Below are 14,892 nucleotides of genomic sequence, written 5' to 3'. Positions count from 1 at the left end.
TTTTGCACAAATCGCGTGATCATTACCAACTGCTATATAAAATCTAGACAAAGCTAGACTTTACTTTCTACTTCAACGGGAGCATGGGAGCAGTTATCCCTCCGTAGACTTTCACGCCTTAGCCAGACGCAATAACATGATTGCTGCATTTAGATCCCTATCTATTTCCAAACCACAGTTCTCGCAGCCATAAATTCTTTGGGACAAGGAAAGACTATCTTTTTTATGGACACAGTGAGAACAGGTTTTACTTAATGGATAAAATCTATCAGCAATTATAATTTCACAGCCAAATTTTTTAGATTTACAGCAGTTTCGAGGTAAATGAGGTACAAGGTTAACAGGCAGGATGCCTGTTCCACAAGGGTTTTATGATTTGAGTTTGTACCTCACTGGTATGAAATATGCTGTATATTCTAGCTGACGCTTAAACTCATGAAACCCACAATCAGCTATTGCTTGAGCTAATTTATGGTTTGATAGCATCCCGGAGACGTTTATTGTGCATTTAATTTGTATAAGTGGAACAGGCAAGACTTGTACTGAGCGCAGTCGAAGTATGCCTGTTCCACAAGAGTTCATAATATTATGAGTATACAATTTAGCTGTGTAACAGCTTATGGCTTGCAATTTGTTCCCAATTACCAATCACCAATTACCAATCACCAATTACCAATTAACTACATTCCTTCTGCTGCTGCAATTTCTAACATGGTCTTGATCACAGAATCAGGGTTAAGACTGATAGAATCTATACCCAATTCTACCAAGAATCTAGCAAATTCGGGATAATCGCTGGGAGCTTGACCGCAGATACCGATCTTGCGATTATATTCTTTAGCGGTGGCGATCGCTTTAGCAATTGTCCGTTTTACAGCTTCGTTGCGTTCATCAAACAAATGGGCAACTAACTCTGAATCTCGGTCTAATCCTAATGTTAACTGTGTCAAGTCATTAGAACCAATGGAGAAACCGTCAAAGACTTGGCTAAATTCGTCTGCAAGTAGCACGTTACTGGGCAATTCGCACATTACATAAACTTCTAAACCATTTTCACCACGAACCAAGCCGTTTTTCGCCATTTCTTCCAGTACCCGTTGTCCTTCTTCGGGAGTACGACAGAAAGGAACCATGAGAACCATGTTAGTTAAACCCATTTCATCCCGTACCCGTTTCATGGCTTGACATTCCAGAGCGAAACCTTCACGGTAACGAGGATCATAGTAGCGAGAAGCACCACGCCAGCCGATCATTGGGTTTTCTTCTTTGGGTTCAAATTGTCTACCACCTAAGAGGTTAGCATATTCGTTACTCTTGAAATCAGACAACCGAACTATCACAGGTTTGGGATAAAATGCTGCGGCAATTGTACCAATACCTTGCGCCAATTGAGCTACGAAAAATTCAGCTTTATTTTCATATTGGGAAGTTAACTCAGCAATTTTATATTTTGCTAGTTCGTCTTCCAATTCATCAAAATGCAACAATGCTAAAGGATGTGCCTTAATGTGGTTAGCAATAATAAATTCCATCCTTGCTAAACCCACACCGTCATTAGGAATTGCTGTTAAACCTAAAGCTTCCTCTGGGTTGCCCACATTCATCATAATTTTTGTGCGGGTTCGAGGCAAATTATCTAAAGGTAATTCTTGAATTTCAAAGTTTAACAAACCTGCGTAAACTCTGCCTGTTTCACCTTCAGCACAACTAACAGTAATTTCCTGTCCTGTCTTCAAAACTGTAGTCGCATTTCCGCAACCAACTATGGCAGGAATACCCATTTCTCTGGCGATAATTGCGGCGTGACAGTTACAAACAACTACAGGAGTATATTTGTCCGTGAAAACTAGATAATTATGATGATCGGCAACAGTAATATTATAAACTTCAGCGTCTATTGCATCTGCAACTTTAACAACTCGTTGCATTCGCAGATCACCTTGTAAAAGGTCTACAAACTCACTCATTTCACCCAGTTGTTTATCGGAAATAAGTAAGTTTTTATCTCTTCTCAATTTGATTGGACTTGTTACATTGTCACCAAATAGTTGATTAGCAGCAAAAAATCTAGTTTGAATAGTTCGTGGAGTAGTGTCTCCTTTAACTCGTTGGGTATATTGTAAAATTTGCTCTAATTTTTCTACAATTTGGACATTGTAGATATTACGGTTTTTAGTAACTTGAGGAACAGTATTGATTTTCAAACAAGCAATAATTACAGCTTGTAGTAAGTTTTCTTCAGAAATATAAATGTTGATGCGGTTATTAGCATAGCAACCATCACCATCAATTACACCTCCTAAAAATTGATAGGAAACTTCTGGAGTATTTTCTAAGAGAATTTGAGTAATCTGTTGTTCTTTTTCTTTTAAGTCATAGGCGATCGCCTTAGAATAAACACGATAAGCTGTAGCTTGGCCTGTTACCTGTTTTCCTCGGATGTAACCTGAAGATACTGCTTTCTCACAAGTCGCAAAAGATTTACCATAAACAGCATTCATTTTTTCATTCATAGTAGCTATGAATGCTTGTTTTTCTGGTACAGATTTTTGGATAAACTGGACTTCTCCATGAGTTCGACTGGTGTAAATTGAACCGTCTGTAATAATTCCTCCCAGAAGATAAGCTAAATCTGCTGCTTGATTTTTGCTATTACCTAATGTGGGAATATTCTGAGATACAAGCACCATTTCTTGATTATTTAACATTTCTTGAATCTCAGTTTTGGTATATTCACCATTCCTAAGATTGACCATTTTATGATCAGGAGTTAACCGCAGGCAATTATCTCTAACTTTCCCAGTTTGAGATACACTCACACCAATTATTTGAGATGTACGTTTCATTGCATCTATAATTGGTTTCCATTCCATCTGATGGGTTTTAGTGTTCAGGGCTAAAGTTGATAATCCTTGATATCCTTGTTCATAAATTTGTTGCATGGTCATAAAACCTTGATTTGTGAGAATTTTCGTTTCTCCATCAAAACAAGTTCTACCACCAGAGTTAGTGACAATAGCACTAGCTTTTTTCATAATTGGTTCCCAGTCTGGGTCTGTACGGTTGGTGACTAGCACTTCACCAGCTTGGAATTGGTTAATTTGGTGAACATCAAGAATTACTCTAGCTTTACCTTGACCAATCATTTCGCCAACGCTACGACCTGTTAACAGAACATCACCTTTTTCTTTGAGAACATAAGTTCTGAGAACAGTTTTCGATTTTTGAGATTGGACTGTTTCTGGTCTAGCTTGGACTATGAATAATTCTCCAGTGATACCATCTTTTGCCCATTCAATGTCCATTGGAGTAAACATACCCCGGACTTGAGAATAATGGTCTTCAATAATGCAAGCCCAGTTTGCTAATTGCAATATTTCATCATTATTTAAAGCACATTGGTTTCTTTCTGATTCAGGAACGGAAACGTTTTTTGTTAATTTTGTTCCACCCAAATCATAAACCATTTTAATTTCTTTTGTTCCCAAACGTTTTTGCAGAATGGGTTGATATCCTTGTTTCAAGGTGGGTTTAAATACTAAATATTCATCAGGGTTAACAGCACCTTGAACCACGTTTTCACCTAAACCATAGGCGGCGGTAATTAAAGCTGCATCTTTAAAACCTGTTTCTGTGTCAATGGAGAACATTACACCAGAACAAGCCATGTCAGAACGTACCATTTTTTGCACACCTACTGACAGTGCAACTTCAAAATGATCGAAACCTTTGAGTTGACGGTAGGAAATTGCACGATCTGTAAAAATGGACGCAAAGCATTTATGACAAGATTCTAATACGCTTTTAATTCCGTGAACGTTGAGGTAAGTTTCTTGTTGACCTGCAAAACTGGCATCGGGTAAGTCTTCTGCTGTAGCACTAGAACGCACAGCAACGTCCGTATCTTCACCGTATTCTTGACATAAAGCTTGATAGGAACGAGCGATCGCTTCTTGCAAGTCCATTGGAAATGGAGTTTCTAACATTAGCGACCGGGCTTGTTTACCACATTGTCGCAAATTGTCAACATCTTCTACATCTAAAGTTGCAAAAATTTTTCTTAATTTGGTTTCTAAACCTGCGGCTTGGATGAAATATCTATAAGCATAAGCTGTGGTAGCAAAACCTGTAGGAACTTTCACTCCTTTAGGTTGCAACTGCTGAATCATTTCTCCCAAGGATGCGTTTTTGCCCCCGACAAAGGGTATATCTGCAATACCAACGGTATTAAAAGGCAGGACTAAAGCCTCTTCTTTGTTAAATTGGCTGCTTTGTTGATTGGGTCGCATTTGCACCATGATCTTGAGTCCTTTAAAACTTACAAATTTTTTTGATTTTGATGCAGAAGCTTTTACTAACTTTTACTAACTTTTTCTGCTTTTCGCTTCCATAATTATTTATATACAAATAAAATTTGAGGAACTTGTGAGGATAAAAATTTAACGAAATGTGAAGTAAATATTGTCAATTTGTTTGGCAATGTTACGATATATTTTGATAATTAATTAAATAAACTTCACAATTTACTCACATTGTCAATACCTTAGCCAATTTACGAGGGTGAGATGATGATGCTTTAACCATTAACTCCCATTTATCTGAGACTTGGCAAAAACAATCACTCCTAAAAATTCCTTTAAGGTTTACCATAAGGGTTTTTTAATGTATTGACTGTAGGATAAGGGTTTGGTGATTCTAAACTACCTTTTAATCAAAACGCTTATGTATGCTTATTTTTGCCAGTTTTGCCGGAAATTATCAAGGCTCTTTTTTTGGCTCAGGTATTGGTATTGCAATAAATTAAAATAAATCTAGTATTTATACGGTATGATATTGATATTCAATCAAACATAATTAAATTAGGAAGACTTGAGGATCAACTGACAGCAAAAGCATAAATTTACACAAAAATTACACTTTTATAGTTTTGCAAACATCAAAAAAAATGGAGACATAACCACAGTCAAATCAATTGTTTCTTACTTGTGTAAAAACTAACTATTTATTATCTCAATGGAAGTGAGGTAAATATATGCCAGATATGCCAGAATTACTAAGACCACAACTAGGAGATTTCAGCAGCATAGTTTGTTTCAAAGCAGTCATTACCGGCATGGAAGACGCTTTAGGAGACAAAGCCACAGCAATTGCCCTAACCACAGCTGGAAGAGCGCGAGGCAAACAACTAGCTGATAGTTTGGGTCTATCAGGATCAGTAGAATCCCTAGATCAAGCACAAGCAAAATTATCCCAAGCATTAGGTAAAGATGGAACCAGACTGTGCATAATTGATAAAATTGTTACAGATGGTGATACCATTAAAGCGTACACATCTGAAACCGTTTGTTCAGCAGGGGAAGCACAGGGTTCAGATCGGAAATGTACCTTTACATTGGGCGCAGTTTGGGGGGCATTAGAACAAATACTTAACAAACGGTTACGGGGAGTACATACTGAATCTGTACTCAGAGGTGGTAATTACGACTTATTTGAATTTACACCTCTACAATAAAAAGTCTGTACTGGAAAACTACAGATCAAGAATTGATTTAATCAGGAATAAATTTCCTGCACACAAACAAATTTGAAGACCTGGAGAACAAATTATTATGGCAATTAACACAGAAAAATTAGGACTAATTTTGCAAAACTTTGTCGCTGCGACAACAGATGTTCAAGGAGCAGCACTTGTTACCCCAGATGGTCTACCTTTAGCCACAAGTTTACCGGGTGCGATGGACGAAGAACGGGTATCAGCAATGTCAGCATCCATGCTATCTTTAGGTGAAAGAATTGGTATTGAGTTAGCCAGAGGTTCAATTGATCGCATCTTTGTAGAAGGTAAAAAAGGCTTTGGTATTTTAACTGGTTGCGGCGAAGATGCAGTCTTCCTAGTTTTGGCCAGTGAAAGTGCTAAACAAGGTGTATTAATGCTAGAAATTAAACGAGTTCTGGCGGAGATTAAACTAGTTTTAATCTAAATGTTCCATATCATACAGCAGGAGTCAGGAGTCATGAGTCAGGAGTCAGGAGTAAAACTAGCTCAGGAGTAAAACTAGCTTAGTGTATAGGTTTCAATTTAGATTCTGTACCTAATGGATCTGCAATCTGCTGTATATCAAAGGTAACTCAATTAAAAGTTCCCTTGCAGACAAAACCATGTCTGAATAGGGAACTTTCCACCACATACCGAAAAGGTATTACTAAAATTTAGGAGCTTAGTCAAACCGTTGAAAAATTATTCACTTATTGTTTATAGCCATTCCCAAGAAGCGTGAGGTACAAAGTTTTTTCATTTTAGGTAACAGGGAACAGTGAATAAATTAGTGTGTACTTCATTAGACGGGAAACGCTATATTTATGGAGTAAATAAACATGGAAATTATGCGATTAATGGTCACGGGATCGGTAGGTGCAGGAAAGTCTACTTTTATCCGTTCAGTGAGTGAAATTGAAGTTGTTGATACTGATACTCGTGCCACAGATGAAACAGCATTACTAAAACAAAGAACAACAGTTGCCTTTGATTTTGGTCGCCTGCAATTTGGACCTGACATGGCTTTACACCTGTATGGTACACCTGGTCAGTCTCGCTTTGATTTCATGTGGGATATTTTGGTTCGCAAAGCTCATGCTTATATCGTACTCATAGCGGCACATAGAGCCAGAGAATTTCGTTATGCGCGGAAAATTCTCAACTTTATGCAAGAACGGGCAGAAATTCCTATGATTATCGGTTTAACACATACCGATTGTTCGGGAGCTTGGTCTCAAGAAGATGTCTATCTGGCTCTGGGATATGTGGGAGAAGACCAAAGACCACCTATGGTCATAGTCAACCCTAACGAAAGAGACTCTGTAGCTGAAGCAGTCATTGCCCTAGTGCAGCATTTGATGGAAAGTTGTCCAGTTTAATCTGTAGTTTAATCTGTAGTTTAATCTTTCCAATCAATTCTGGTTTTCTAGAAAATAGTTTCCAATCAACCAAAAAAAAGGCTTTTGAAGTGATTTTTCGCCAAAAAAATTCTCTTATTCTGATGATTTGAATCTTTTAATACCCCAAACGGGAGGTAAATTTATGACTATTACTGGTAACTTTGCTGACTTTTCCTTACCTGAACTGCTTCAGTTTTTAGATCAAGGTAAAAAAACCGGAATACTTTACATTGAATTTGTAGCTGAAGATCATGATCATAAGAGAAAGCAAGTTTATTATATCTGGTTACACCAAGGTCGTATAGTCAGCGCATCTGATCGTTTAGATCAACAGGGCTTAACATTGATGATTGCTCAAAGAGGGTGGATCAGTGAAAGAGTAATATCTAGAGTCACTCAAATATCCTCTTCTTTTGCCAACTCACCACTAGGCTTGTGTCTTAAATCTCAAGGACTACTACAACCAGAACAGCTTAAACTGCTATTTAATAGCCAAGTTTTGCGTCCAGTATGTGCCTTATTTCAAGTCAAGGATGCTATCTTTAGATTTGAGCCAACACCAACATTACCTTTAGGTGAAATGACTGGTTTGAGTATGTCAGCAACCGAAGTAATATTGGTTGGACTCAGAGCATTGCGAGATTGGAGTGCTTTAGAAGAAAAACTTCCAGACCCAACTTCAGGTTTGTCTGGTTTGATGGTCAAACAACCCAAACTACAGCTAAATGCTCAAGAATGGCAAGTCTGGGAATTTGTTAATGGACAAGTTTCTTTACAGTATATTGCTAATCAACTCAATCTACCCATAGCAACCGTACAACAAATTGCTTTTCGACTGATTGTAGTTGGTTTAGCAGAAGAGTATTTTATGGTAGCTGCTACACCCACATTCACTCTAGAAGAACCTCTTTCTGCTTCCGCGCCCACAATCACTTTTCCAGAACCAGTGCAGGAAACTGTATCTGCAAGTAAAACCACAGAAAAGTCAGAAAAATCAACTGTTAGCCAATCATTCCTGAAAAATCTAGTTAGTTTTCTCCGCAGTAAAACAACATAATTTAAAAGGAAATTTCGGTGTTAATCATTCAGGGTAAAGATTTAGGAAAGGAGCTACCAAATGCTCCGTATCATTTCAAAATGACAATTGACAATTGATAACTGATAACTGATAACTAATTTACTCACATCCATCTTTTTTAAGGAATGAGAATTATGACTATTGAACCCGCATCTTTTTTGGCTAAGATGGAAAAAAGAATTGGTTTCACTGCTGAAGATAAATCAATTCTGACATCTAACGCCGATTGGGGTAAAGGGATTGCTTCAACAATGGCTGATCACTTCTATGCTTATTTAGGACGTGATGAAGAAATGGAGTCCATTTTAAAAGCAAAAGAAGGCAGAATGCACCGCCTCCATGAAACATTTATTCAATGGTTTTCTGAAATGTTTACAGGTGTGGATAATTGGGGGGAAAAATATGCTAATATTCGTTGGCATATTGGACTTGTTCATGTCAAAATTGGTATCGGACCTCAACACGTGGTTCCGGCTATGGCAGTGGTTGTTCATGAAGTTGGTAAACAATTAAAATCTGATAGCAAATCAGAAGAATTAAAAGACGCATTGGGTCGAATTTGTATGATTGATTTAGCCTTTATTGAGCAGGCTTATGTAGAAGTTTCCTCGTCTGCGGTACTTAGAGAAACTGGTTGGTCAGAAGCATTATTCAAACGCCTTATTGCTACTGGTGCTTCTTCTATGTAGGGTTTGCTGAGAAAGTCTTTTCGTGGAGGCAGGGAACTCTTAACAGGGAACAGGGAACAGTTTTAGCTATCTGTCATCCCCCCATTTTGGGATTTCTTGGTTTCAAAATGCACGGTTTTTCAGGTATACCCTTCAAAAGTCTTGCACTTTTTTCCTCTTTATCAACCTCAAACCTTTGATTTATAAAGGGTTGCGCTTTATTCAGCAAACCCTAATTATCTAGTATTACTGAATCGACGCTCTAGCCTTCACAGATAACTTTTTCAGCAAACCCTCTGTAAGCGCAAACCTGAAAAAATAATCAGATTAAATTAATCAAATTTTTTGTGTTTATTTTCCCTCAAACTTGTGCCTTTAGCCATAAAATCAAATGCCCTAGTTGATTACTAGGGCTTTTTTTATGCAAATAATTCTAGACATTCCTGCCTTAAAATTCCTTTTGTTACCTTGATATTTCTAAAAGATTTAGCGATAACTTCTTCACAAGATATATTAATTTGTCCTTGATTTATAGCAATTAAATCTGCAATTGAAGCACCATAAAGAATTTCTGATATCCCCGTCCATACACAAGCACTAGCACACATGGGACAAGGTTCACCTGTGGTATATATAGAATAACCATCTAAAGCCGGATTTTTCAGTTTAGCGGTTAAATTACGAATAACATTAATTTCTGCATGGGCTGATGGATCACTGTCTCTACTGACAGTATTATGAGCTACTGCAACTACTTGATTATCTTTAACTATCACCGCACCATAGGGCGCATCTCCTTTTTTTGCTTCTTCTATGGCCAGACTCATAAAATATTCTTGGGATTCTTGGTTCATGTTCACAGGAGATTTTCATTAATAATTACTAATAATAGCGCATTTATGGTGTTATTGTTCTGAATGAGTGATTTTTTTTCGATCATCTTATGATACTAAATCGAGCCAAAATAGAATTTTACTTAACAGACTTAGAAACACCCATTGGTAAAGCAATTAATTTAACAATTGCCTTTCTAGTTTTATTATCATCGGGAATTTTCGTAGCAGAGACTTATAATATTTCTCGTGATGCTCGGTTAGAAATAAAAGTATTAGATACTTGCATATTAATAATCTTTACCATAGAGTATGCACTACGCTTATGGAGTTCAGAAAACAAACTGAAATATATTTTTAGTTTTTATTCAATTCTTGATTTAATGGCAATCTTACCATCTTTTATTGGTTTAGTAGATATCAGGTTTATCCGCTTATTGCGATGGTTTAGAATTTTAAGATTAATCAGATTTATAGATAGTAGATTTTTATTTGGTAGTATCAGCAGCGAAGATGGTGTAATTTTTACGCGAATATTATTTACTTTATTTGCCATCATCTTTGTATATTCAGGCTTAATTTATCAAGTTGAGCATCCAGTTAACCCGCAAAACTTTGGTACTTTTTTAGATGCCTTTTATTTTTCAGTTGTGACAATGACAACTGTAGGTTTTGGCGATTTAACACCCATTTCTGAATTAGGACGTTTGCTCACAGTATTGATGATTTTAACAGGAGTTGCTTTGATTCCTTGGCAGGTAGGAGATTTAATTAAACGGTTGGTAAAAACCGCGAATCAGGTAGAAAATGTTTGTTCTAGTTGCGGTTTAGGTTTTCATGATGCAGATGCAGAATATTGTAAAAGATGCGGTACTAAGTTGCCTGGAAAATCACTCCAGCCCTAAGATGATGTTTGTAAAGTCATAAAAGATACCCGCAAAAACCATAATCATCTAGATCGGGTATGAGCATATCTGTAATAATTAAAAGATTTTATATCTACTTGGAGAAGTAAAACTACCAAATCTGATTTCTATCCCTAGATTTATGAATTACCGAGCAAGAATGCTTATAGTTGGGTTGTTAGGTGATGATTCACCTAATTTCGTAAGTGAGGCTAACAATCATGTCAAATCAAATAAATGCTGCCGATTTATTTGTTGTTTTATCTGATGAAGCACAAGAATTTATCACTGGAGGGGCTGACTTTGAATTAGCTGGCAGTAACTTCGCCAATAGATTAGCAAACCTGCAAGGTACTACAGCTTCTGGACCTAATGGTAGCACAGGTGACTCCATCGGTACAAGTTCTGCTGTCAACACCGCAGCCCAAGACTTTTTAGGATTAGGTGCGCCCCTAGTTCCTCAAGTTGCAGCGTTGGGTGCAGCACCCGTTCTCAATGGACAAGCCGCAGCTACACCCGGTCTTGATGGTCCTGGTGGTCCTGGTGGTCCCATAGGTGGCGGTGGTCTTTTCGGTACTGGTGGCGGTCCTTTTGGCTAAATCTCCCCACCCTTTTAACCATTTACTCCCATAGATGGTCAAAAAAATCAGCTTTTACAACACTAGATCGCTTCGCCTATTTAGGTGATCAAAGAAGCAAATGCCCTGCTTCTTCTTGATACCTGTACCCAAAATCTGCAACTGTGATTCGCAGTAACTAACTAATTATTGCAGAAGTAACATTATTCAGTATTATTTCAGTCACATCAAGCTGTACCTCTATTTATGCGGTACTGCTGGTACTGACTAAATATTAGCGTTCTGGGTTTTTTATCCTTGGGAGTCAGTAAATAGCGGATTCTAGCAGCGATTATGTTTGCTTTCTTTTTGCCCAAAAGTAAACAGTAAGAAATCAGTTTATGCTCTGGAATCCTTTGTTGAAAAATTACGTAAGTGAGGCTAAAAATCATGTCCCATCAAATTATATCGTCTGAATTGTTTGTTGTTTTATCTGATGAAGTACAAGAGTTAGTCACTGGTGGGGCTGACTTTGAGTTAGCTGGCAGTAACTTCGCTAATAGATTAGCAAACTTGCAAGGTACTACAGCTTCTGGTCCTAATGGTAGCACTGGTAGCTCCATTGGTACAAGTTCTGCTGTCAACACAGCAGCCCAAGACTTCTTGGGATTGGGTGCGCCCATAGTTCCTCAAGTTGCAGCGTTGGGTGCAGCACCCATTCTCAACGGACAAGGCGCAACTATTCCCGGTTTTGGTGGTCCTGAAGGTCTTGGTGGTCCTGGTGGTCCTGGTGGTTTTGGTGGCTAAGGCGGTTTCTGTGATTTGCTGAACTACTGTCAATACTGTTCGGTTAAGAGTTTTTGTAGGTTGGCGTAGGCAGTCGCAATCCAACAACAGCCTGTAAATGTTGGGTTTCCTAACGTCAACCCAACCTACATACAGCACTTTCTGGTGTAATAACGAAATCTGCTGTAATTCTATTTTTTGGGCTTAACCGAAAAGTATTGGCTTGGGGGTGATCAAAGAATCAAATTCTTGATTATTTTTGATCCCCCTACTCAAAAATCTGCATAGGAATTTGAATTGTTTTATTTTGGATATTTACGTAACTTAGGCTAACAATCATGTCATATTTTACCATCAGATCCAATTTGTTGGCGGAGTTATCTGAGGGGCAACAGGAGATGATCTCTGGTGGTGCAGACTTTGAGTTATCTGGTAGTAATTTTGCTAACAGACTGGTAGTGTTACAAGGGTCTGTATCTTCTGGTCCAAACGGGAGTTTTGCAAATTCATCAGGTCAAAGCTCAGAAGTCAACACCGCAGCACAAGATTTATTGGGATTGGGTGCGCCATCTATACCTGATGTTCCAGCTTTGGGTTCTGCACCTGTTCTCACTGGTTTACCTGCACTACCGAGAACGAGTTTCGGAGATTTGAGAAGATTAGGTGGTTTGGGTGACTTGAGAATTTGAGTTAAGCGAGGCTAACAATCATGTCATGTCCAATGATGACATTCCAATGGTTTGTTGAGTTATCTGATCAGGAACAAGAATTTTTAACTGGTGGTAGTCTAACTCAGATTAGCAATAAAAATTTTTCTCAAAAAGCCGAAAATACTACAGAGAATAATAGCAATACTCCACTAGGTAAAGTGTCTAGAATGAATACTGATTTTGCTGATGTCAATAGTGGTGCACAATCTATATTGTCATCTGATCAACCTAGAGTTTCTCCCTTTGGATCTGTTAATAATCTATTACCCAACAACCTTAGATCATTCAATAATCCTCTGGGAACTCTAGGGATGTTTTAATGGATAGGGAACAGGGAACAGGAAATAAATTGGTGTGTAATTGACTAAACTGGGAAATGCTATATTTATTTCCTAGTCAAAAATCTCAACTTAGCTCACAACTGGCTAGTTTTTAATTCCCATACTTTAGGTAAAAAATTTCGGTTCTACCGTACTTGTTATGCTAAATTACCAGTCTGAAAGAGGGAACTCTTAACAGGGAACAGGGAACAGGGTAAAGAGGCAATTTTTGTAAAAATATCCAATATCTGTAGCTTGAAATTAACGAACCACGAAGGGACGAAGGACACGAAGTAAAGAAAGTTTTAGAGAGATTTTGCTGTGGACAAGTTTATTTTTTCAAAATTGGGATGCTCCCAGTTATGTGGAGTTATCTAAGCTGTTTAGATATCAAATCTAATCTGAGATAACCCTGATTTTTGTTGATGTTTCAATCAAAAAGGTGCAACGTTGTGGATTCTTTACACCGCCATGAAAACTATGTTTGGAATGGGTCTGGTGATCCAGGTTCTGAACATCTGCAACCAGTTGAAATTAATGAGTTTCTGCCCCAAATTCACAAATGGACTAGCATTGGTGTGGGGGTAATGTTGACTATCTTTGTGGTAGGTGTAGGTTTAACTACTGTACTTGCTTATAAAGTGACGGTGAAAGTTCCAGGAACTATTAGACCTGTAGGGGAACTCAGGTTAGTTGAATCGGCTATTTCTGGACAGGTGCAGAAGATTTTAGTCAAAGATAATCAGGTAGTTAATCAGGGAGATGCGATCGCTTATGTTGATGATTCCAGTTTACAAACCCAAAAAAGCCAACTAGAAAGTAGTCTGCAACAAGGTCAATTACAACTCGTACAAATTGATGCTCAAATAGGTGAAATCAATAATCAAATTTTGGCACAGACAAATTTAATCAATCGTACAATTATCGCAGCAGAAGCTGAGTTAGATGGTACTCAACGCAATTTTCAAGACCAACAAATCAAAGCTAATGTAGAAATGGTACAAGCAGAATTGGCAGTGAGATTTGCCAAATCACAACTGGAACGCTTGCAACAAGAAGGAGTTTTAAAAACCACAATCGAAGAAGCACAAACAGCTTTTAATGTTGCCAAGTTGCAGAGAGATAGATTGCAAGCGATCGCTGATTCTGGTGCAATTTCTCGCAATATTTTGGAAGAAAAACAACAAGCTGTTAAATCTGCCAGAGCTAAATTAGAACAAGCTAAAAACGACGCTAAAACTCTTTTGGAGGAAAAACTACAGGCATTTAAAGTTGCTCAAACAAATCTATATAAAGCCAGAACAGCTATCAATCCTAGTAATTCTCCTGTTATTATTGCCGCAGAAAGAATCAAACAAGAACAAGCTAGAGGAGAAGCAAATTTAGCAGCTTTAAAAAAGGAACTTCAGACTCTATTACAACAACGGTTGGAAATTCAAAAACAACTTATTCGCACTCGTCAAGACTTGCTACAAACAGAAATTGATTTGAAAAAAAGTGTGATTCGCGCACCTATCACTGGCACATTATTACAATTAAAACTTCGTAACCCTGGACAAGTAGTACAACCCAGTGAAGCTGTTGCACAAATCGCTCCCCTCAATGTTCCTTTACAAATTAAAACTTATGTACCTACTCAAGATATTAACAAAGTAGAACCAGGTCAAAAAGTCCAAATGCAAGTTTCTGCTTGTCCTTATCCAGATTACGGTACTCTCAAAGGCATTGTCAAAAACGTTGCTCCAGATATTTTACCAGTTTCATCAACAAACCAACCTCAAAATTATACATCTACAAATTCCCAGCTTAATGGTTATGAAGTCACTATAGAACCAGAAACATTATATGTAGGTAGAGGTGAACATAAATGTTATTTACAACCGGGAATGCAAGGTCGTACTGATATTATTACCCGTGAAGAAACTGTGATGCAATTTATTCTCAGAAAAGCCAGATTAATTACTGATTTGTAATTAGTCATTAGTCATTAGTCATTAGTCATTAGTCATTAGTCATTAGTCATTAGTCATTAGTCATTAGTCATTAGTCATTAGTCATTAGTCATTAGTCATTAGTCATTAGTCATTAGTCATTAGTCA

At 37.7% G+C, this 14,892-nt stretch carries 14 protein-coding genes; 11 read left to right on the top strand and 3 right to left on the bottom strand.

Annotation, left to right across the window (positions count from 1 at the left end):
* Positions 1-111 precede the first annotated feature (111 nt).
* Positions 112-348 carry a transposase gene (locus IQ237_RS06085; protein ID WP_228019777.1) on the bottom strand — a complete coding sequence of 79 codons (237 nt, stop codon included), beginning with the start codon at positions 346-348 and terminating at the stop codon, positions 112-114.
* Positions 349-680: 332 nt separating this feature from the next.
* Positions 681-4,298, bottom strand: a complete 3,618-nt coding sequence (gene ppsA / locus IQ237_RS06080) for a phosphoenolpyruvate synthase (protein ID WP_194053330.1) — start codon at positions 4,296-4,298, stop codon at positions 681-683.
* Positions 4,299-5,041: 743 nt separating this feature from the next.
* Here ppsA and IQ237_RS06075 point away from each other — a divergent pair.
* From IQ237_RS06075 to IQ237_RS06055, 5 genes are all read left to right on the top strand, one after another.
* The gene (locus tag IQ237_RS06075; RefSeq protein ID WP_194053487.1) at positions 5,042-5,512 is read left to right on the top strand and encodes a hydrocarbon-binding protein; all 471 of its coding nucleotides are present in this window, start codon (positions 5,042-5,044) and stop codon (positions 5,510-5,512) included.
* A gap of 97 nt (positions 5,513-5,609) precedes the next feature.
* Positions 5,610-5,981 carry a roadblock/LC7 domain-containing protein gene (locus IQ237_RS06070; protein WP_187041127.1) on the top strand — a complete coding sequence of 124 codons (372 nt, stop codon included), beginning with the start codon at positions 5,610-5,612 and terminating at the stop codon, positions 5,979-5,981.
* Between the two features lie 394 nt (positions 5,982-6,375).
* Positions 6,376-6,915: an ATP/GTP-binding protein gene (locus IQ237_RS06065; RefSeq protein WP_187041126.1), complete on the top strand. Its 540-nt coding sequence runs from the start codon at positions 6,376-6,378 to the stop codon at positions 6,913-6,915.
* 163 nt (positions 6,916-7,078) lie between these two features.
* Entirely contained in the window at positions 7,079-7,993 is a 915-nt protein-coding gene (locus IQ237_RS06060) for a DUF4388 domain-containing protein (RefSeq protein WP_194053329.1), read from the top strand.
* 155 nt (positions 7,994-8,148) lie between these two features.
* Positions 8,149-8,703, top strand: coding sequence for a protoglobin domain-containing protein (locus IQ237_RS06055; RefSeq protein WP_194053328.1), 555 nt, complete (start codon positions 8,149-8,151; stop codon positions 8,701-8,703).
* 398 nt (positions 8,704-9,101) lie between these two features.
* On the opposite strand, the gene IQ237_RS06050 is transcribed toward IQ237_RS06055, so the two are convergent.
* A complete protein-coding gene (locus IQ237_RS06050) occupies positions 9,102-9,536 on the bottom strand; it encodes a nucleoside deaminase (RefSeq protein ID WP_194053327.1) in 435 nt (144 codons plus the stop codon).
* An 89-nt stretch (positions 9,537-9,625) separates the two neighbouring features.
* Between IQ237_RS06050 and IQ237_RS06045 the strand changes: the two genes are divergently transcribed.
* From IQ237_RS06045 to IQ237_RS06020, 6 genes are all read left to right on the top strand, one after another.
* Positions 9,626-10,420, top strand: coding sequence for an ion transporter (locus IQ237_RS06045; protein WP_194053326.1), 795 nt, complete (start codon positions 9,626-9,628; stop codon positions 10,418-10,420).
* A 221-nt stretch (positions 10,421-10,641) separates the two neighbouring features.
* Positions 10,642-11,019, top strand: coding sequence for a CTB family bacteriocin (locus IQ237_RS06040; RefSeq protein WP_194053325.1), 378 nt, complete (start codon positions 10,642-10,644; stop codon positions 11,017-11,019).
* 408 nt (positions 11,020-11,427) lie between these two features.
* Positions 11,428-11,784, top strand: a complete 357-nt coding sequence (locus IQ237_RS06035; protein WP_194053324.1) for a CTB family bacteriocin — start codon at positions 11,428-11,430, stop codon at positions 11,782-11,784.
* Positions 11,785-12,101: 317 nt separating this feature from the next.
* Positions 12,102-12,452 (top strand): CTB family bacteriocin, encoded by a 351-nt coding sequence (locus IQ237_RS06030; protein WP_194053323.1) that lies wholly within the window; start codon positions 12,102-12,104, stop codon positions 12,450-12,452.
* A 20-nt stretch (positions 12,453-12,472) separates the two neighbouring features.
* Positions 12,473-12,793 (top strand): CTB family bacteriocin, encoded by a 321-nt coding sequence (locus IQ237_RS06025; RefSeq protein WP_194053322.1) that lies wholly within the window; start codon positions 12,473-12,475, stop codon positions 12,791-12,793.
* A 452-nt stretch (positions 12,794-13,245) separates the two neighbouring features.
* Positions 13,246-14,766, top strand: a complete 1,521-nt coding sequence (locus IQ237_RS06020) for an HlyD family efflux transporter periplasmic adaptor subunit (RefSeq protein ID WP_309225679.1) — start codon at positions 13,246-13,248, stop codon at positions 14,764-14,766.
* Positions 14,767-14,892 lie beyond the last annotated feature (126 nt).

The organism is Sphaerospermopsis sp. LEGE 08334 (assembly GCF_015207205.1).
Taxonomy (GTDB): domain Bacteria; phylum Cyanobacteriota; class Cyanobacteriia; order Cyanobacteriales; family Nostocaceae; genus Sphaerospermopsis.
This window is presented reverse-complemented; position numbering and strand designations above follow the sequence as displayed.